A 17,928-nucleotide genomic window follows, 5' to 3' on the forward strand; every position below is an offset into this window, starting at 1 on the left:
CCTTCGAGCCACTGCTGCTTCAGCAATGCCGTCCCCCCCGGCAAGCACCGCCGCCTCCCGGGCCGGTCAGTCGGCGCCCCTCGCGGCCACCGCGTCCGTCTTGCCGCCCGCGAGCGCGCCGGCGCGGCGGACGATGCCGATGAACTCCTGCTGATCGCCCTTGCTGGACGCAGCCGCCCTCGCGATCTTCTCGACGTCGGAGAGCCTCCACGAGCGCGCATGCGGGCTGTGGCGCAAGATCTCGGAGAAGCCGGCCACCGCGGACGCAAAGCGAAGATCGGCCGGCGCCGCGTCGAAGGTGGGGGCGATGGCGCCCGGAGCCATCTTGACCAGCGTCTCCTCGGCCACGTCCGAGCCGAGCGGCGCCTTATGGCGGAGGCGCACGACGAGCGGCGCCGCTCCCGCGCCCCTCAGGGCGGCGTCCTTGAGCTCGACATCGTAGATGGCCGTCACGCTGTGACCGGCGCCGATCTCGCCCGCGTCCACCTTGTCGTTCCGGAAATCCCGGTCGGCCACGTTGCGGTTCTCGTAGCCGATCAGCCGATAGCTCTTCACGAAGCTCGGATCGAACTCGACCTGGATCTTCACGTCGCGCGCAATGACCTGGAGCATCCCGCCCACCTGCTCGGAGAAGACCCGCCGCGCCTGCGCCTCGCTGTCGATGTACGCGTAATTCCCGTCGCCCTGGTTGGCGAGCTGCTCCATCATGACATCCTTGTAGTTGCCCTGGCCGAAGCCGACCGTGGACAGCGTGATCCCCTTGTCCCGCGCGCGCTTGATGGTCTTCAGGATCTCCTCGTGAGAGGTCGGGCCGACGTTCGCGTCGCCGTCGGAGAGCACGACGACACGGTTGATATGCCCCTTCACGAGCGTCCGCTCCGCCAGGCTGTAGGCGAGATCGATCCCGCTCGCCATGGCGGTGGAGCCGCCCGCCGTGAGGTCCGCGATCGCCGCGAGGATCTTCCCCTTGCTCTCGATGCCGGTCGGCGCCAGCACCTCCCGCACGCTGCCCGCATAGGTGCAGAGCGCGACCGTATCCCCCGGCTTGAGCGACTCGGTGAGCATCCGCAGGCTCTTCTTCGCGAGCTCGATCCGGTCCGGCGCGTGCATCGAGCCGCTCGTGTCGACGAGGTACACGAGGTGCACCGGCGTCCGCTCCTTGATCGGCACGCGCTTGCCCTGGACCGCCACGCGCACGAGGTGATGGCCCACCGTGAACGGCGAGGGCGCGGCCGCGAGGTGCACCGCGAACGGGCCCGCCGTGGGGGACGCATAGCCATAATCGAAGTAGTTGAGGAACTCCTCGGCGCGCACGGCCTGATAGGGGGGCAGGGCGCCGTCCAGGATCTTGCGGCGCGCGATCGCGTAAGAGGCCGTGTCCACGTCGATCGCGAACGTCGAGAGCCGGTCCTTCGCGGGGTCCTCCACCGGGTTGACGCCGTAGTCCCGGTACGACTCGCTGCCCTGGGGCTCGGGCGCCGTCACGGCGACCGCCGCGGGCGGGGCGGCGGGGCGCGGCGCGGCGACCGGCGCCGGGGCGGAGACCTTCTTCGGCGCCGGCGCGGCGCCCGCCACGCTGCGGCGCGCCTCCGGCTTGCCTGCCGCGGTCGCGCCGGCCGACGGGGCCACCGGCGACGGCGAGGCGGGCGGGGGCGGAGCCGCCGCGACGGCCGGGGCGCCGGAGGCGTCCGCCTCCTCGGCCTTCTCCGCGGCGGCGGACGCGCGGCCCTGCTCTTGCGGAGCGTCGAACTCCGGCTGCATCGACGGCGCGACGGCGGTGTCCATCGGCGCTGCCGGCCCCGCCGGCGCTGCCGGCTCCCGGGCGACAGGCGCGGCGCCGCCGCAGCCGACGAGCAGCGCGGCGAGGAGAGCAGGGGCGACGAGATCGAGGGGCCGGATGCGCATAAGGTGTCCTCCTTGAAGGGGATCGCGAGCGCGGATCCCCGCAGTGCGTTCTCGCGGGGCGGCCATCGCCGACCCCGACACACGTCCTCGCGAGGGCCGCACGCGCGGCCCCCGTTCAGGGGCGAGACGGATCCCTCCGCCGCCTCGCCGCGCGAGAGCCGCGAGCCGCTGGTCGTCCGGCGGCCGACGAAGGGTCCGGCGCGGCCGGGGCTCGCGGTGGCGGGCCCCGGCGCGTCCGAGTGCCAGGGAAACGCGGTCGCCTCCGGCGGCTTACACCCGAAATCGAGGGCGCGTCGGCGGCGCCTCCGCCGCAGCCGGGATCGGGGGCGCGGCCGGCCATCGTGGACGCGGTCGCGGTGCGGCGCGCGCCGGCCGCGGCGCAGACGTCGCCCCGCGGCGTGCGCTAGAGTGCGCTGGAACGCGGGGAGCACCGGGCAGGCGCGATCGCCCTCCCGCCTTCCCGCCTCCCTGCTCGATTCTCAGGAGGTCCGCCATGAGCGCAACGAGCCGCGAGCGTTTCCAGTCCAGCCTGCGCCGCGCCAGGAAGATCGCCGTCCTGACCGGCGCCGGCGTCTCGGCGGAGTCGGGCATCCCCACGTTCCGCGGCGCCGGGGGGCTGTGGCGGCGCTACGAGGCGACGAGCCTCGCCTCGCCCGAGGCGTGGCAGCGCGATCCGGGCCTCGTGTGGGAGTTCTACAACCACCGGCGCGAGCGCGCGCGCGGCTGCCAGCCGAACCCGGGCCACCACGCGCTGGCGCGGCTGGAGGCGCGGTTCCGGGAGGCCGGCGGCGCCTTCACCCTGATCACCCAGAACATCGACGGCCTGCACGAACAGGCGGGCTCGCAGGATCCGGTGCGGCTCCACGGCTCGCTGTGGCAGGTGCGCTGCCTCTCGTGCGGGAGCGTGACCGAGAACCGCGACGTGCCCATCACCCCCGCCTTCGCGGGGAGCGGCTCCCCCGATCCGGAGACCCGCGCCCGCCGCTTCACCACCGCGGAGCTGCCCCACTGCCCCTGCGGCGGCGTGCAGCGCCCGCACGTCGTCTGGTTCGGCGAGGCCTTGAAAGAGAGCGACCTCGCCGCGGCGGCCGCCGGCGTCGACGGCTGCGACCTCCTGCTCGTGGTCGGCACCTCGGCCGTGGTGTACCCGGCCGCGGGGTTCGTCCCCCTGGCCAAGCGCCACGGCGCCCTCATCGCCGAGGTCAACGTCGAGCCCAGCGCGGTTACCAGCCTCTGCGATTTCGTGTTCACCGGCGGCGCGGGAGAGATCCTCCCCTCGCTGCTCGACGTCGCGCCGGCGCACGCATGACCGCCGCGCCGACGCACGCATGACCGCCTCGCGCCCGCCGAGCGAGCCGGCGGCGTCAGCGCCGCAGCGGGCGCGCGGTGCACGTCGCGCGCGGCGCGGCTCGTGCTTCTCCCGGGGGCATGGAACAGGTCAACCGTGGGATTTCAGGGCTAACGTGGGCCGCGATCGTGCTGGCCGTGATCGGCGCCGTCAACTGGGGGCTCGTTGGGCTGTTCGAGTTCGACCTTGTCGCGGCGATCTTCGGCAGGCTCAGCACGATCAGCCGCATCGTCTACGTGCTCGTCGGGCTCGCCGGCCTCTATCTCCTCTATGCCTCGGTCCAGCTCGGAAAGCGCGCGCGCGTCTCCACCATGCCGTGAGCGACACCCTGCCGTGAGCGGCATGGGCTCGATCGGGCGCACCGGCGCGGAGCACGCGCGCCGAGCCGAGCTCCGGAGTCTCTGGGAGTCGGGCGGCTCCTGAGGTCGTGGTCTGTTCCGGCGCGGGTTTTGCAACTCATGGCGCCTATCCAGACACCGAATCCGGATCCATGGAACAGCGAGCACAGCGGCAATTCACGGGCATCCTCTGCCGTTCGCCGGAGGCGTCGATCCGGCGGGCTGGAGACGAGCTGCCGTGTCCCGAGGCTGCCGCGGCCGCCACGGACCAAGGAGTGACACCATGCCCAGCTCTCGAGAACCCGTGACCGCCCTCGTCCGCGACGCCGCCCGGCCGCTGCGCGGCGGCGCGCGCGACTACGACGCGCTGCTCGACGCGATCGGCGATCGCCGCTTCGTCCTGCTCGGCGAGGCCACGCACGGCACCCACGAGTTCTACCAGGCGCGCGCCCAGATCACGCGGCGGCTCATCGCCGAGAAGGGCTTCACCGCGGTCATCGTCGAGGCCGACTGGCCGGACGCGTACCGCGTGAACCGCTACGTCCGCGGGATGGACGACGACGGCAGCGCCGACGAGGCGCTCTCCGGCTTCAAGCGGTTCCCGCAGTGGATGTGGCGCAACGAGGACGTCCTCGGCCTGGTCCGCTGGCTCCGCGAGCACAACGCCGGCGTGCCGCGCGGGCAGGCGAAGGCGGGCTTCTACGGCATGGACCTCTACAGCCTGCACGCCTCGATGGAGGCCGTCCTCGAGTACCTCGACCGCGTCGATCCCGAGGCCGCCAAGCGGGCGCGGCGCCGCTACGGCTGCTTCGACCGGTTCAGCGAGGATCCGCAGGTGTACGGGTACGCGGCCGGCTTCGAGCTCAGCGGGTCGTGCGAGCGCGAGGTCGTCGAGCAGCTGATGGAGCTGATGAAGAAGCAGGCCGAGTACGCGAAGCTCGACGGGCGCGTCGCCGAGGACGAGTACTTCCAGGTCGAGCAGAACGCGCGGCTCGTGCAGAGCGCCGAGGAGTATTATCGCACCATGTTCCGCGGCCCCGTGTCGTCGTGGAACCTCCGCGACCGGTACATGGCCGACACCGTCGAGGCGCTGGTCGCGCACCTCGACCGGTTCCACGCGCCGACGCGGGCCGTCCTCTGGGCGCACAACTCGCATCTGGGCGACGCGCGCGCGACGCAGATGGGCGAATCGGGCGAGTGGAACGTCGGCCAGCTCCTGCGCGAGCGCTTCGGCGAAGGCACCTTCCTCGTCGGCTTCTCGACGCACACCGGCACCGTGATGGCCGCCTCCGAGTGGGGCGACCCCGCGGAGATCAAGCGCGTCCGGCCGTCGCTGCCGAACAGCTACGAGCGGCTCTTCCACGACACGGAGCTCTCGCGCTTCTGGCTCGACCTGCGGCCCGGGGCGGGCGCGCGCCGCGAGCTCGTCGAGGCGCTGCGCGAGCGCTCGCTCGAGCGCGCGATCGGCGTGCTCTACCTCCCGGAGACCGAGCGGGCGAGCCACTACTTCCACGCGAGGCTCAGCGAGCAGTTCGACGCGGTCATCCACATGGACGAGACGACCGCGGTGAGGCCGCTGGAGTGGACCGCCGAGCGGCGCGAGCCCGAGGCGGAGACGTACCCGACAGGGGTGTGAGCGCTGGGATCAGGCGCTCTGGCCATCGGGCAAGAGGCGAGTCGCCTCCCCGCGGCGCGCGCCGGTAACAGAAGGTAACAGAGACCCCGGCGCGCCCTCCGCGCCGGCGCGCCGCCAGCGCGCCCCGGGCGTTCGCGCTTGCCCGCAGGGCCGCCGGGCGCGGTATCGTCTGCGCCGTGTCCTCCGCCCACACGCTCCGCGAGCTCCTCGCGACGCCCGGCCTCCTCGTGATGCCTTGCTGCTTCGACGCGCTGTCGGCGCGCCTCATCGAGCAGGCCGGCTTCCCGCTCACGTTCATGAGCGGCTTCGCGGTCTCGGCCGCGCGCCTCGGCGCCCCGGACACGGGGCTCATCTCGTATGGCGAGATGGTCGACCAGGCGCGGGCGATCTGCGCCGCGGTGTCGATCCCGGTGCTCGGCGACGGCGACACGGGCTACGGCAACGCGATGAACGTGAAGCGCACGGTGCGCGGCTACGCGCAGGCCGGGCTCGCGTGCGTCATGATCGAGGACCAGGTGGCCCCGAAGCGCTGCGGCCACACGCGCGGCAAGCAGGTCGTGCCCCGCGACGAGGCGCTCACCCGCATCCGGGCCGCCGTGGACGCGCGCGACGAGGGCGCCGGGGTGCTCATCATGGCGCGCACCGACGCCCGGCAGACGCACGGCTTCGACGAGGCGCTGGCCCGCGCCCAGGCGTTCGCCGAGCTCGGGGCCGACATCGTGTTCCTGGAGGCGCCCGAGAGCGTCGAGGAGATGCGCACGTTCTGCCGGGAAGTGCGCGCGCCGGCCATGGCGAACATGGTGGATCACGGCAGGACTCCGGTGCTGCCGCCCGCCGAGCTCGAGGCGATCGGCTACAAGATCGCGGCGTATCCGCTCACCCTGCTCTCCGTCGCCGCCGCCGCCATGCGCGAGGCGCTCGCCGCATTGCGCGCAGGCCGGCACCCGGACCCCCGGATGCGCTTCGAGGCGCTCCAGGAGATCGTCGGGTTCCCCGGGTACTACGCGGAAGAGGCGCGGTACGCGCCGCCGCCGCCGGAGAAGGGGTGAACGCATGGGCCGCGATCTGGAGCTCACCATGGCCACGATGTCCTCCGCCGAGCCCGCGCCGCTCCTCGACGCGGCGCGCGGCCTCGTCCCGCTCATCAAGGAGCACGCGCTGCGGGGGGAGCGCGAGCGCCGCCTGCCCGATCCCGTCGCGAAGGCGCTCAGGGAATCGGGGATCTTCCGCATGTGTCGTCCGCGCGCGGTCGGCGGGCTCGAGGCCGACCCGCTCACGGCCCTCCACGTGATCGAGGAGCTCTCGCGCGCCGACGGCGCGGCGGGGTGGTGCGCGATGATCTGCGGAACGACCGGCGCGTTCGAGGCGTACCTCCCGGCGGAGGGAGGTCGAGAGATGTACGCGAGCCCGGAGGTCGTCAGCGGCGGGGTCTTCACGCCGAGCGGGCGCGCCGTCGAGGTCGACGGAGGTGTTCGGGTCACCGGGCGGTGGGCGATGGCGAGCGCCTGCGAGCACTGCGACTGGCTGGGCGGCACCGCGGTGATCTTCGACGGGGCGGCCCCGCGCATGTCGCCGGCGGGCGTGCCCGCGGCCGTCGTGCCGATGTTCCGCGCCTCCGAGTGCAAGATCCTGGATACGTGGAGCGTGTCCGGCCTCGCCGGCACCGGGAGCCACGATTTCGAGGTCGTGGACGTCTTCGTGCCGAGCAGCCGGTGCATCCGTCTCCCGCTGACGGCGCCGACCTATCCGGGGCGCCTCTTCGCGTTCCCCCTCTTCGGCTTCCTCGCGAGCGCGGTCGCGTCGACCGCGCTCGGGATGGCGCGGGCAGCCCTCGATGAGCTGAGGGCGCTCGCGGCGACGAAGCGGCCGGCCGGGATGACGACGTCGCTCGCGACGCGGCCGTCGACCGCGCCCGTCGTCGCCGAGGCCGAAGCCACGCTGGGCGCGGCCAGGGCGTACCTCGTCGAGGCGGTCGGCGACGTGTGGGGCGCCGCGGTCGCCGGCGCGTCGATCTCGATCCAGGAGCGAGCGCGCGTCCGGCTCGCGGCGACGAACGCCGCGCTCAGCGCGGCCCGCGCCGTCGATCTCGCCTTCACGGCGGGCGGCGCCACGGCGCTCTACGAGAAGAGCCCTCTCCAGCGCTGCTTCCGCGACGTCCACGCCGTCACGCAGCACGCCCTCGTCGCGCCGCAGACGCGCGAGGTCCAGGGCCGCGTGCTCCTCGGGCTGGACACCGAGCTGCCGATGTTCTGAGGTCCAGGGCCGCGCGCTCCTCGGAAGCGCGGACAGCACCGTCGAGGCGGGCATGACGCACAGAATGCGCTGGACGAGCCCGGGCCCCGATCGAAGCCTAGCCGCCACGATGATCCGCTCGTGGCGCCGCGCGGCGCACCGCTGCATCGCACTCGCCGCGCTCGCCGCGCTCGCCGCGCCGAGAGCGGCGAGCGCCGGGGACGACGGCGCGCGCGTGTCGCTGGTCTGGCGCACGCCGGAGGGCAGCGACTGCCCGTCCAGGGACGAGGTGATCGAGCAGGTGCAGCGCCTCGTGGGCCCCGCCCCCACGCGCGAGCAAGCGCCCGTGCGCGCGAGCGCCGAGGTTCATCGCGACGCGGGCGGGCGCTTTCGTGTCGAGCTCGTCACCTGGATGGGCTCCTCCCAGGGCGTCCGTGTCATCGAGGAGCGGTCGTGCCGCGCGATGGCCGAGGCGACCGTGGTGATCCTCGCGTGGATGATCGACCCCGAAGCCATGGCCGCGCGCGAGGGCGCGACGGGCGCCGGCCCTGCGACGCCCGGACCACCTCCTCCTCCCCGGGCCCCCGACGCCGCCAGCGCCTCGCCTGCCCCCGTCCCGGCGCCTTCGAGGCAGCGAAGCGCGGCGGACGCCGGCGATCGCATCACCCTCATGGCGCGCCTCGCGGCCGCCGGCGACCTCGGCACGTTGCCCGGCGCGTCGCTCGGCGTGGGCGCCCGCGTCGCGCTCGGCCGTCGCCGCGTGCGCCTCGGCCTCCATGGAGCGCTCTGGCCGGGTCGTTCGACGACGATCGCGTCGGGCCCCGAGGGCACGCCGATCGGGGGCTCCTTCGCGCTCGCCGTCGTCGGCGTCGAGGGCTGCGGCGAGCCAACCGCGCTCCCCGTCGCGCTCTGCGGCGGCCTCGAGCTCGATCACCTCACGGGCACCGGGCTCGGCGTGCGCTTCCCCGCGAGCGCATCGGCGACGTGGCTGTCCTTCTCCGCGGGGCTCGACGCGCGCTTCTCGCTCCTCGGCCCGCTCGGCGCGGCCGCCCACGCCGCGCTCCTGATCCCGACGCGGCGAGAGCGCTTCGCCATCGATGACGTGGGCCTCGTGCACCGGCCCTCGGCGGTCGCTGGGCGCGCGAGCCTGGGGCTGGAACTTTCCTTCTGAGCCGAACAACCTCTCACGCTCGCTGGATTCTTGCGACAGCACGAGAGCGCCCGAGCGATGTCCCCCTCCTCCTCGCTTTTTCGTGACGGATCCGGACGGAGGCGGACAGTTAGCTTCACGTGGTCTTCTCGTTCGCTGCCGGTCAAGCCGCGGAGACGCCCGTGTCTCGCGCCCCATCGAGCCCGCCGCCGGTGAGCGAGAGGGCCGCGGGCGAGCTCACGGTCGAGGCGCTCTACGACGCGTACGCCGACTACGTGTACCGGTCGCTGCGCCGCCTCGGCGTCGTCGAGGCGAACCTCCCCGACGCGCTGCAAGAGGTCTTCGTCGTCGTCCACCGGCGGCTCGGTGAGTTCCACGCGCACGCGTACGTCAAGCAGTGGCTCTTCGTGATCGCGCTCCGCATCGCCCGGAACTACCGGCGCACGCTCGTCCGCAGGAGGCCGGAGCGCGAGGCCCTCGCGGCGGGCGTCGACCCGGACAGCCTCGCCGCCGAGCGCTCGGACGGGCCGTTCGAGCGCGCGGCGCAGGCCGAGGAGATCCGCCTCTTCTACGCCCTGCTCGAGACGCTCGACGACGACAAGCGCGAGGTCTTCGTGCTCGCCGAGCTCGAGCAGATGAGCGTGCCGGAGATCGCCGGCACGCTCTCGCTGAACGTGAACACGGTCTATTCGCGCCTGCGCGCCGCGCGCCAGGCCTTCGAGCGCGCCCTCTCGCGCCGCCGCGCGCAGCAGAACCTGGGGAGCCCCCGATGAGCGAGTTGAGCCGCGAGGCGCGTTCGTTGATCGCGTCGGCCCGTCGCGAAGAGGGCCTCACCCCGGAAGAGCACGCGCGGTACCGCGCGCAGCTCCTCGAGCGGCTGGGCATCGCCGCGGGGGTCGCGGGCGCCGCCGCCCTGGCCCCGGCCAAGGCCGCTGCGACGGCGGACGCCGCCGCGGCCTCCGCCAGCGCAGGGGCGGCCGCGCCTGCGATCCCTGCGACCGCGGCCGCGCCCGCGGTGAAGGCGGGCGTGAGCTTCGGGCTGGGGACGCTCGGCGGCAAGCTCGCGATGGGGGTGACCCTCGCGGCCGTCGCCGTGACAGCGCACCTCGTCACGGGCGGCTCCGCGCAGCGCCACACGCTGGAGGCGCGCCTGTCCAAGAGCGCCGCCGTGACCGCGAGCGCCGCGATCGTCGCGCGGAGGGAGCGCTCGCTCGCCGAGGCCGAGAGCGCGACGCGTGAAGCGCCCGTCGCGCCCGGGCCCGCGGAGGAGCGCGAGGAGCGCGAGGAGCGGCCGGCGCCCTCGCCCAGGGCGGCCGCGCCGTCGAGGAGCGCGAGCCCGGCCGCTGGAGCGCCGGACAACGGCTTCCAGGAGGACGCGAAGCTCCTGCGCGACGTGCGCGCCGCGCTGGGAGCCGGCAAGGACGAGGAGGCCCTCGAGATGCTCGAGGCGCGCCGCGCGAACCCGAACGAAGGCATCTTCGGCCAGGAGCGGGCGGCGGCGCACATCCTCACCCTGTGCCGGCTCGGCCGCACGGCCGAGGCGCGCGCCGCGTCCGAGCGCTTCCTGCGCCAGCACCCGCGCTCCCCGCTCGGCGAGCGGATCCGGCGCGCGTGCGCGGTGGATGCCCCGCCGGGCCCGGCGCAGGCCAAGGGGAGGCGCGAATGAGCCGGCGGCGAGCTCCCACGCGGCCCGCCGACCTTCGCCCCCTGTTCGGGGCAGCGGCGTCGCTCTTGCTCGGCCTCGGGTGCGAAGCGGGAGGGACCTCGTCGCTCGGCAGCGATGGCGCGGGCCTCGGTGGGAGCGAGCCCGGCGCGCCGCCGGGAGGCGCGCTCTCCGGCTTGCCCTGGCCCTCGGGCACCAACGCGCAAGACCTCGATCGGATCGCCGCGTGGGCGTCGTACCGGGGTCGCCCCGCGGACGTCGCGCTCGTGCTCACCGATTACACGAGCTGGCCGGGCATCACCCAGCCGGACGGCGTCCTCGAGGGGCTCGCGGGCTTCACGGGCGAGCTCGTCATCGCGCTCCCCTTCTGGCCGGCCGGCAGCGGCGGGAGCCTCGCGACGTGCGCGCGAGGCGAGTACGACGAGCACTGGCGCGCTTTTGGAGCGACGCTCGTCGCTCATGATCGCGCTGGCTCGATCATCCGCCTGGGCTGGCAGTTCAACGGGAACGACGTCGAGTGGAGCGCGACCGACCCGGCCGCGTGGGTGTCCTGCTATCGGCACATCGTCACGGCCGTCCGCGAGGCGGCCCCCGAGGCGCTCTTCGACTGGTCGAGGGGCGCGCACGGCACGCGGAACCCCGCGAGCGGCGACTCCTCCGAGGCGTACCCGGGCGACGCGTACGTCGACGTCGTCGGCATCGACACCTTCGACATGACGCCCTCGTCTCCCGACGAGGCCGCATGGACCCGGCAGTGCAACGGCCCTGACGGCCTGTGCGCGGTCATCGAGTTCGCGCGCGCTCACGGCAAGCGCGTGGGCGTGGGCCAGTGGGCGGTCGTCACGTGCAACGGCTTCGGCGACGCCGGCGGCGACAATCCATTCTTCATCCAGAAGATGCACGACACGTTCGCGGCCAACGCCGACGTGATGGCGTACGAGACGTACTACAACGACCCGAACGCGGGGGAGTTCTGCACGTCTCTGCACGATCCGGTCGAAGCGCCCGAGGCTTCGGCCCTCTACCAGGAGCTCTGGGGGCCCTGACCCCGAGGTCGGCCCCGAGCTCGTGAAGTAACGGCACAGCGCCGGCGGTGCGCTCCAGGCGGAGCTCTGCCTGCCAGGGCGAGACCACGCAACCACACCGAAAGGGGCTTATCATGGCTCGACGTATCGATCTGTTCTCGCGAACGAGGCTGACCACCGCACTGGCAGCCTCGATGATGGCGGTGCTCTCGATGTCCAGCGGCTGCGTCCTCGGGGATGACCTCGCCGGGACCCCGCTCGATTCCGCCGACACGACGGCCGCCGCGCAGGTGCTCGGCCCGGAGGTCAGCCTGTGGTCGGGCGCGGAGGTGCCAGCCATCCTCGCAGACACCGACACCCAGGCCGTCGAGCTCGGCGTGAAGTTCCGATCGAGCGTCGCCGGTCAGGTCACCGGGGTTCGTTTCTACAAGAGCAGCAGCAACACCGGGACGCACACCGGGCGCCTCTGGAGCTCATCGGGGCAGGAGCTCTCGTCCGTCACCTTCATGAACGAGAGCGCGAGCGGCTGGCAGGTGGCCTATTTCGCCGCGCCCGTCCCGATCCAGGCGAACCAGACCTACGTCGTGAGCTATCACGCGCCGAACGGGCGGTACTCGGCGAACAACGGCTACTTCTCCAGCGCCGGCCGCGCGAACGGCCCCCTCTACGTCTTCAGGGACGGCGAGTCCGGCGGCAACGGCGTCTACAAGTACGGCGCCTCCGGGTTCCCGACGAGCACGTGGCGAGGCTCGAACTACTGGGTCGACGTGCTCTTCCGGTCCGCCGGCGACGCGACGCCGCCGGCCGTCGCCATCTCCTCCCCGGCCGCGAACGCCGCGCTCACCGGCACGGCGCAGATCACGGGCACCGCCTCCGACGACGCGGGGCTCTCGAAGGTCGAGCTCCAGGTGGACGCCGGGAGCTTCGCCACGGTGACCGGCACGAGCCGCTGGACGTACGCGCTCAACACCCTGTCGCTGACCAACGGGAGCCACACGCTGACCGTGCGCGCCACGGACACGTCAGGCAACACTGCGAGCGCCTCGCGCACGGTGACGGTCGACAACCCCTCCGGCGGGGGCGGGAGCCTGAACCTGCCGCGCGTGGCGTGGGAGGGCGGGCCCTCCTACTACAGCGCGTATTCGTACACCGACGCCGCGGCCTGGGACAGCCCGGTGTTCTTCCCGATCGGCGTCTGGTTCGAGGGCGTCTACGGCCAGGGCGACATCGATCTCGACAAGGACGCCGGGATCAACACCTATGTCGAGCTGACCGGCGGGAGCAACATGCCGCTGATCAAGCAGAACGGGTTGTTCGCCATCGCGGGGGTCAGCGGCAAGAGCGGCGAGACGATCGGCCACATGCTGACGGACGAGCCGGACATGTGGGCCGGGCCGGGCTCCGCCGCGTGGACGGGCAACTATCCCGGCGAGGGCGCCATCTGCAGCCCCTCGAGCGCGTCGTGCGGTTACACCGTCATGCAGACGCTGGTCGACGACACGCCGTCGGACGGGCGCGTGCGTTATGCGAACTACGGCAAGGGCGTGATGCTCTGGGAGAGCGACAGCGAGGCGCAGCGGTTCGTCAACGCGTACACGCACGTCGTGTCCAATGACCTTTACTGGTACACCGATCCCAACATCTGCGGCGAGATGCAGACGTTCCTCGGCCTCCCGTCGTCCACGTGCCGGCTCGCCGCGAACTACGGGGTGACCATGGACAGGATGCGCCACCTCGACGGGATGGACGGCCAGCGCCAGCCGATCTGGGCGTTCATCGAGGTCGGCCACCCCTTCACGGAGGACTGGGCGCCGAGCATCACGCCCGACCAGATCGCCGGCGCGGTGATGTCGTCCCTGATCCACGAGGCCCGCGGGATCATCTACTTCAACCACAGCTTCGGGGGCCCGTGCGAGACCCAGCACGCGCTGCGCGAGCCCTGCTACGCCGCGCAGCGCGCCAAGGTCAAGGAGACCAACCTGCGCATCAAGGACCTCGCGCCCGTGCTCAACACGCAGTCGTACGCGTACGCTTTCAACGCGAACCTCGACACGATGCTCAAGGAGCACGGCGGCTCCTATTACATCTTCGCGATGCTCGGGCGCGCGAAGCCGACCGGGAGCTACGCGCTGACGCTGCCGCCCGGCCTCACGGGCTCCACCGTCCAGGTGCTGTACGAGAACCGCACCATCGCCGTCAACGGCGGCGCGTTCACGGACGCGTTCGCGGCCGAGCACACGTACCACATCTACAAGATCACGCCGTGAGCCGGACGGGCGGCGCCGCGGCGCCGGGGCGGGCGAGCCGTCGCGCGCCCGCGGCCGGCGCGCGCCTCACGTGAGCGGGAGATCCACCCAGCGCTCGAAGCCCGGCCGGCGCTTGATGCGGCCGTACCACGCGTCGACGTGCTGGAGCGCGGGCCGCTCGATCGGCAGGTTGTACCACCGCTGCGCCGCCACCCCGAGGGGGATGTCGGCGAACGTGAAGTACTCTCCGGCGACCCACGGCTGCTTCGACAGCTGCCGGTCGAGGATCCCCAGGGCGCCGAGCGCCGCCTTGCGGGCGCCGTCGATCGCGCCCTGATCGCGGCGCTCCTCCGGCGTGCGCAGGAGCTGCACAAGGAGCGTCCGGACCGGGGGCCACAGCGTCCCGAACTGCCAGTCGGTCCACGCGTCGGCGCGCGCCCTGTCCGCGTGATCGCTCGGCTGGAGCGGCGGCGAGCCGTACCGCGAGAACAGGTAACGCACGATCGCGTGCGACTCCCAGAGCACCAGCGGCCCGTCCTCGAGCGTCGGCACCAGCCCGTTGGGGTTGAGGGTGAGGTAGTCGGCGTCCTTCACGCGGCCGAACGGCCCGCCGGCGTCGATGCGCTCGAAATCGAGCCTCAGCTCGTCGAGCGCCCAGAGGACCTTCTGCACGTTCGAAGAATTCTTGTGACCCCAGAGCTTCAACATGATGTCTCCTGTCTGGCGGCGCCGCTCAGGCCGCCGTCGCCGCCGCCGCCGGCTTCACGAACTTCGCGTAGCGCTCCACGTAGAAATCGACCGGGTTCGCGATGGCGCGGACCGCGTCGCGCGCCGCCACCGCGTCGATCCACGCCCGGAGCCGCGTGAGCTCCGCCGGGATGGAGAACCCGCGGAGCCGATCCACCGCGGGCAGCCGCTCGAACCACGGATAGAACGCGAGATCGACGAGGCTGACGTCGGCGCCGAGCCAGTAGGGCCCAGGGCCCGACGACCTCGCCAGCGCCTCCCGATCGATGAACGCGAGCACGTCGCCGAGCGCCTTGCGCCCCTCGGCCTCCTGCTCCGGCGTCTCGGCCCGGAGCAGCTGGGCGAACGCCGGCACGAGGCGCGTGTTGGCGTAATCGATCCAGATCCTCGCCAGGGCGCGCCTGCCCGGCTCCCTCGGCAGGAGCGGCGGCTCGGGGAAGGACTCCTCCAGGTACTCGTTGATGATCGCCGACTCCCAGATGCGGTGGCCCTCGTGCTCGATCGCCGGGACCTTGCCGTAGAGCGAGGCGTCGACGAACGCCCGCGGCTTGTTCTGCAGATCGACCTCGATCAGCTCGGCGTCGATCGCCTTCTCCTTGAGCGCGAGCCGGGTGCGGTGAGCGAAGGGGCACGCCTTCGCGCTGTAGAGTCGCAGCTTCGTCATCCTGTTCTCCTTCGTGGCGTCTGCCACGCGAAAAGCGCTCCTGTCGTCCGGACCCGAGGGCGCGCTCAACGGGGCGGGACGCGGTCGTTGAACCGCCCGTCGAACACCTTCGAGACCTCGATCTTCTGCGGCAAGAGCCCCTCCTGGAAGAAGGCGTCCGCCATCGTTTGCTGCGCTCTGGCGATCTCGTCGTCGAGCGGGACGTACCTCGGCTCGTGGTGCTCGAACATGTCCTCCGCGACCTCGAGCGGCAGCTTGGTGACCTCGGCGAACTTGCGCGCCCACACGTCCTTGTGGCCGTTCGACCACTCGTGGGCCTTGTGCGAGCGGGCCAGGTAGTCCGCGATCGCGGCGGCCTTGCCCGGATCGGCGAGCGCCTTCTCGCTGCTCACCTGGAACGAGAGCGCGTCGGTGAGCCCGGCGCCGTCGAGGAGCTTCACCGCCCCTTGCCGCACGTTGCTCGCCACATAGGGCTCCCAGACCGCCCAGGCGTCGACGCCTCCGCTGGCGAAGGCCGGCTGGGCGTCGTTCGGGTTCATGTACACGGGCACGATGTCCGCGATGCCGAGGCCGTCCCGGCGGAGCGCCGCCAGCAACAGGTAATGGGCCGAGGAGCCCTTGGCCACCGCCACCTTCTTGCCCTTGAGCTCGCGGAAGGCCCGGATGCTCGACCCCTTCGGGACGAGGATCGCCTTGTATTCGGGGCGATTCCGGGTGACCGCGACGATCCGGATCGGGGCCCCGGCGGCCTGCGCGAAGATGGGCGGCGTATCCCCGACGGCGCCGATGTCCACCGCGTCGGCGTTGATGGCCTCGAGCAGCGGAGGGCCGGCGGTGAACGTCGCCCACTCGATCGTGTAGGGGATCCCGTCGAGCTGGCCCGCGGCCTCCAGCCCGCTCTTCACGATGCCCGTCTGCTCGCCGATCCGGAGCGTCACCGCCGCGAGGTCGACCGCGGGCGGCTCGCCGGCCGCGGGGGGAGCGGGCGCGTCCCCCGCCTTCGAGCACGCGGCGACGGACAGGGCGAGCAGCGCCGCCGCGGCGTGGCGGAGCGGGGCGAGCGCGTCGAGGAGAGCGGCGATGGACATGGGCCTTCCTTCAGGAGACGACAGACGGTAGGGCCCGCGCTTCGGCGGGAGCAGGGGGTGGCGAGGGCGCGCGCTGCGTGCGCGCGGTCGATCGGGGGAGGGGAGCGTCGTCCGGCCCGTCGCCCTCGACGCCGAGGTGCGCGAGGAGCGCGCCGCGCAGCGCCGCGAACCGGGGGCCGCTGCGCCGCCGCGGCGAGGGAAGATCGAGGGCGAGGTCCGCGGTGATCACGCTGCCGGCCTCGGGCGACGGCCTGGCGAGGACGAGCGCGCGATCGGCCAGGAGGAGCGCCTCGTCGACGTCGTGCGTGACGAGCAGCACGGCGGGCCGGTGCCGGGCGCAGAGCTCGGCCAGGAGGCCGTGCATGCGGAGCCGCGTGAGCGCGTCGAGCGCGCCGAACGGCTCGTCGAGGAGCAGGAGCTCCGGCTCGCGCACGAGCGAGCGGGCCAGCGCCGCGCGCTGGGCCTCTCCGCCCGAGAGCGTGAGCGGCCAGGCGTCCGCGTGGGCCGAGAGCCCCACCTCGGCGAGCGCGAGGAGCGCGCGCCGCTTCGCCTCGCCCGGCGGGCAGGGGAGCCCCAGCGCGACGTTCCGCCAGACCCGCTTCCACGGGAAGAGCCGCGGCTCCTGGAAGACGACCGCGCGCCGGTCCGGGACGGCGACGTCGCCGCTCGCGTGCGCGTCGAGCCCGGCGAGCACCCGCAGCAGCGTGCTCTTCCCGGAGCCGCTCGCGCCGAGCAGCGCGACGAACTCGCCGGAGCGGACGGTGAGGTCGACGCCGCCGAGCACCGGGCGGGCTCCGAACGCCCGCCGGACGTCGCGGAGGCGCACGGCGGAACCAGGGATCGTGCTCATCCGAGAAGCCTCCACGCTGCGCTCCATGGGATTCTCGCCCTCACCGGCCGGCGAACGCCGCGCGCCAGGCGAGGACGTTGCGCTCGACCCATCGGACGAACAGGTCGGTGCTGAGCCCGAGCAGGGCGTAGATCGCGAGTCCGAGGACGATGATGTCGGTCCGCAGGAACTCTCGCGCGTTCGTCATGAGGTAGCCGATGCCGGCCGTCGCGTTGATCTGCTCGCTGATGACCAGCACGAGCCAGGCGACGCCCATCGAATGGCGCAGCCCGACGAGGGCGTTCGGGAGGGCGCCGGGGAGCACCACGTGGGCGACGAGCCCGATGCGGCCGAGCCCGAGCGTGGTCGCGGCCTCGACGAGCTTGTTGTCGACGCTGCGGATGCCCGCGTACGTGTTCAGGTACACGGGGAAGAACGTGCCCAGCGAGACCAGCGCGATCTTGGGTGTCTCGCCGATCCCGAACCAGAGGATGAAGAGCGGCACGAGCGCCAGGACGGGGAGGGTCCTGAGCATCTGGATGGGAGCGTCGAGCAGGTCTTCGCCGAGCCGGAACAGCCCCGCGACGAGCGCGAGCGTCACGCCGGCGCTCACGCCGAGGGCGAGCCCTCGGCTGACCCGGCCGAGCGACACCCAGAGGTGGCGCGGCAGCTCCCCGCTGGCGAGGAGCGTGAGCCCCGTTTGCGCCACCGTGGTCGGCGACGCGAGCACGCGCGGCGACACGAGGCCGAGCGACGTCACGGCCTGCCATGCGAAGAGCAGGAACAGGAGCACCAGGATCCGGGCCCATCGGACCTCCTTCCAGGTGCGCCGCGCGGCTCCACGCTCGGAGCGCGCGCCGGCGTCGGCGGCGATCGTCGATTGCGTGCGCGTCATCTCACGAGCTGCCGGAAGAGCAGGTAGCGTGCCAGGGCGCTGTCGCAGGAACGGATCGCAATCCGTCATGGTGGACATGGACTTGCTGCGACAGGAGCAAGGCGATGCTGATGATGTGCTGCTACGGCAGCAATCGATCCGGCGCGCGGCGCGGTTGTGGCG

Annotated in this window: 16 protein-coding genes; 10 read left to right on the forward strand and 6 right to left on the reverse strand. The window is 72.8% G+C overall.

The window, feature by feature from the left end; all coding sequences use genetic code 11:
- Positions 1 to 66: 66 nt before the first annotated feature.
- Positions 67 to 1,905 carry a vWA domain-containing protein gene (locus WME83_RS04245; protein ID WP_437317967.1) on the reverse strand — a complete coding sequence of 613 codons (1,839 nt, stop codon included), beginning with the start codon at positions 1,903 to 1,905 and terminating at the stop codon, positions 67 to 69.
- A gap of 493 nt (positions 1,906 to 2,398) precedes the next feature.
- Between WME83_RS04245 and WME83_RS04250 the strand changes: the two genes are divergently transcribed.
- The 10 genes from WME83_RS04250 (at position 2,399) to WME83_RS04295 (ending at position 13,564) form a co-directional block, all read left to right on the forward strand.
- On the forward strand, positions 2,399 to 3,214 hold the full coding sequence (locus WME83_RS04250) for an SIR2 family NAD-dependent protein deacylase (protein ID WP_437317968.1): 816 nt from the start codon (positions 2,399 to 2,401) through the stop codon (positions 3,212 to 3,214).
- 119 nt (positions 3,215 to 3,333) lie between these two features.
- The gene (locus WME83_RS04255; protein WP_044985492.1) at positions 3,334 to 3,573 is read left to right on the forward strand and encodes a DUF378 domain-containing protein; all 240 of its coding nucleotides are present in this window, start codon (positions 3,334 to 3,336) and stop codon (positions 3,571 to 3,573) included.
- 301 nt (positions 3,574 to 3,874) lie between these two features.
- Positions 3,875 to 5,227, forward strand: a complete 1,353-nt coding sequence (locus WME83_RS04260; RefSeq protein ID WP_437317969.1) for an erythromycin esterase family protein — start codon at positions 3,875 to 3,877, stop codon at positions 5,225 to 5,227.
- A 176-nt stretch (positions 5,228 to 5,403) separates the two neighbouring features.
- A complete protein-coding gene (locus tag WME83_RS04265; RefSeq protein WP_437317970.1) occupies positions 5,404 to 6,276 on the forward strand; it encodes an isocitrate lyase/PEP mutase family protein in 873 nt (290 codons plus the stop codon).
- A gap of 4 nt (positions 6,277 to 6,280) precedes the next feature.
- The gene (locus tag WME83_RS04270; RefSeq protein WP_437317971.1) at positions 6,281 to 7,480 is read left to right on the forward strand and encodes an acyl-CoA dehydrogenase family protein; all 1,200 of its coding nucleotides are present in this window, start codon (positions 6,281 to 6,283) and stop codon (positions 7,478 to 7,480) included.
- Between the two features lie 109 nt (positions 7,481 to 7,589).
- Positions 7,590 to 8,630, forward strand: a complete 1,041-nt coding sequence (locus tag WME83_RS04275) for a hypothetical protein (protein WP_437317972.1) — start codon at positions 7,590 to 7,592, stop codon at positions 8,628 to 8,630.
- Between the two features lie 191 nt (positions 8,631 to 8,821).
- Positions 8,822 to 9,382: an RNA polymerase sigma factor gene (locus WME83_RS04280; protein WP_437317973.1), complete on the forward strand. Its 561-nt coding sequence runs from the start codon at positions 8,822 to 8,824 to the stop codon at positions 9,380 to 9,382.
- Positions 9,379 to 10,275, forward strand: a complete 897-nt coding sequence (locus WME83_RS04285) for a hypothetical protein (RefSeq protein ID WP_437317974.1) — start codon at positions 9,379 to 9,381, stop codon at positions 10,273 to 10,275. Before WME83_RS04280 ends, WME83_RS04285 begins: the two co-directional genes overlap by 4 nt.
- Entirely contained in the window at positions 10,272 to 11,318 is a 1,047-nt protein-coding gene (locus WME83_RS04290) for a glycoside hydrolase family 26 protein (RefSeq protein WP_437317975.1), read from the forward strand. Before WME83_RS04285 ends, WME83_RS04290 begins: the two co-directional genes overlap by 4 nt.
- Before the next feature lie 113 nt (positions 11,319 to 11,431).
- Entirely contained in the window at positions 11,432 to 13,564 is a 2,133-nt protein-coding gene (locus WME83_RS04295) for a DUF4082 domain-containing protein (protein WP_437317976.1), read from the forward strand.
- Between the two features lie 66 nt (positions 13,565 to 13,630).
- Here WME83_RS04295 and WME83_RS04300 read toward each other — a convergent pair whose 3' ends face one another.
- From WME83_RS04300 to WME83_RS04320, 5 genes are all read right to left on the reverse strand, one after another.
- Positions 13,631 to 14,251: a glutathione S-transferase family protein gene (locus WME83_RS04300; protein WP_437317977.1), complete on the reverse strand. Its 621-nt coding sequence runs from the start codon at positions 14,249 to 14,251 to the stop codon at positions 13,631 to 13,633.
- Positions 14,252 to 14,276: 25 nt separating this feature from the next.
- Positions 14,277 to 14,954, reverse strand: coding sequence for a glutathione S-transferase family protein (locus WME83_RS04305; RefSeq protein ID WP_437317978.1), 678 nt, complete (start codon positions 14,952 to 14,954; stop codon positions 14,277 to 14,279).
- A 65-nt stretch (positions 14,955 to 15,019) separates the two neighbouring features.
- Positions 15,020 to 16,042, reverse strand: coding sequence for an ABC transporter substrate-binding protein (locus tag WME83_RS04310; protein ID WP_437317979.1), 1,023 nt, complete (start codon positions 16,040 to 16,042; stop codon positions 15,020 to 15,022).
- 10 nt (positions 16,043 to 16,052) lie between these two features.
- The gene (locus WME83_RS04315; protein WP_437317980.1) at positions 16,053 to 16,892 is read right to left on the reverse strand and encodes an ABC transporter ATP-binding protein; all 840 of its coding nucleotides are present in this window, start codon (positions 16,890 to 16,892) and stop codon (positions 16,053 to 16,055) included.
- Positions 16,893 to 16,932: 40 nt separating this feature from the next.
- A complete protein-coding gene (locus WME83_RS04320) occupies positions 16,933 to 17,766 on the reverse strand; it encodes an ABC transporter permease (RefSeq protein ID WP_437317981.1) in 834 nt (277 codons plus the stop codon).
- Positions 17,767 to 17,928: the final 162 nt, after the last annotated feature.

Source organism: Sorangium sp. So ce385 (assembly GCF_051474135.1).
Taxonomy (GTDB): Bacteria; Myxococcota_A; Polyangia; order Polyangiales; family Polyangiaceae; genus Sorangium; species Sorangium cellulosum_D.

Excerpts from the sequence above, each read along its gene's own strand:
- WME83_RS04300 (WP_437317977.1), bottom strand. The coding sequence starts at position 14,251 with ATGTTGAAGCTCTGGGGTCACAAGAATTCTTCGAACGTGCAGAAGGTC.
- WME83_RS04315 (WP_437317980.1), bottom strand. The coding sequence starts at position 16,892 with ATGAGCACGATCCCTGGTTCCGCCGTGCGCCTCCGCGACGTCCGGCGG.
- WME83_RS04260 (WP_437317969.1), top strand. The coding sequence starts at position 3,875 with ATGCCCAGCTCTCGAGAACCCGTGACCGCCCTCGTCCGCGACGCCGCC.
- WME83_RS04275 (WP_437317972.1), top strand. The coding sequence starts at position 7,590 with ATGATCCGCTCGTGGCGCCGCGCGGCGCACCGCTGCATCGCACTCGCC.
- WME83_RS04255 (WP_044985492.1), top strand. The coding sequence starts at position 3,334 with ATGGAACAGGTCAACCGTGGGATTTCAGGGCTAACGTGGGCCGCGATC.
- WME83_RS04320 (WP_437317981.1), bottom strand. The coding sequence starts at position 17,766 with ATGACGCGCACGCAATCGACGATCGCCGCCGACGCCGGCGCGCGCTCC.
- WME83_RS04290 (WP_437317975.1), top strand. The coding sequence starts at position 10,272 with ATGAGCCGGCGGCGAGCTCCCACGCGGCCCGCCGACCTTCGCCCCCTG.
- WME83_RS04310 (WP_437317979.1), bottom strand. The coding sequence starts at position 16,042 with ATGTCCATCGCCGCTCTCCTCGACGCGCTCGCCCCGCTCCGCCACGCC.
- WME83_RS04245 (WP_437317967.1), bottom strand. The coding sequence starts at position 1,905 with ATGCGCATCCGGCCCCTCGATCTCGTCGCCCCTGCTCTCCTCGCCGCG.
- WME83_RS04270 (WP_437317971.1), top strand. The coding sequence starts at position 6,281 with ATGGGCCGCGATCTGGAGCTCACCATGGCCACGATGTCCTCCGCCGAG.
- WME83_RS04295 (WP_437317976.1), top strand. The coding sequence starts at position 11,432 with ATGGCTCGACGTATCGATCTGTTCTCGCGAACGAGGCTGACCACCGCA.
- WME83_RS04305 (WP_437317978.1), bottom strand. The coding sequence starts at position 14,954 with ATGACGAAGCTGCGACTCTACAGCGCGAAGGCGTGCCCCTTCGCTCAC.
- WME83_RS04250 (WP_437317968.1), top strand. The coding sequence starts at position 2,399 with ATGAGCGCAACGAGCCGCGAGCGTTTCCAGTCCAGCCTGCGCCGCGCC.
- WME83_RS04285 (WP_437317974.1), top strand. The coding sequence starts at position 9,379 with ATGAGCGAGTTGAGCCGCGAGGCGCGTTCGTTGATCGCGTCGGCCCGT.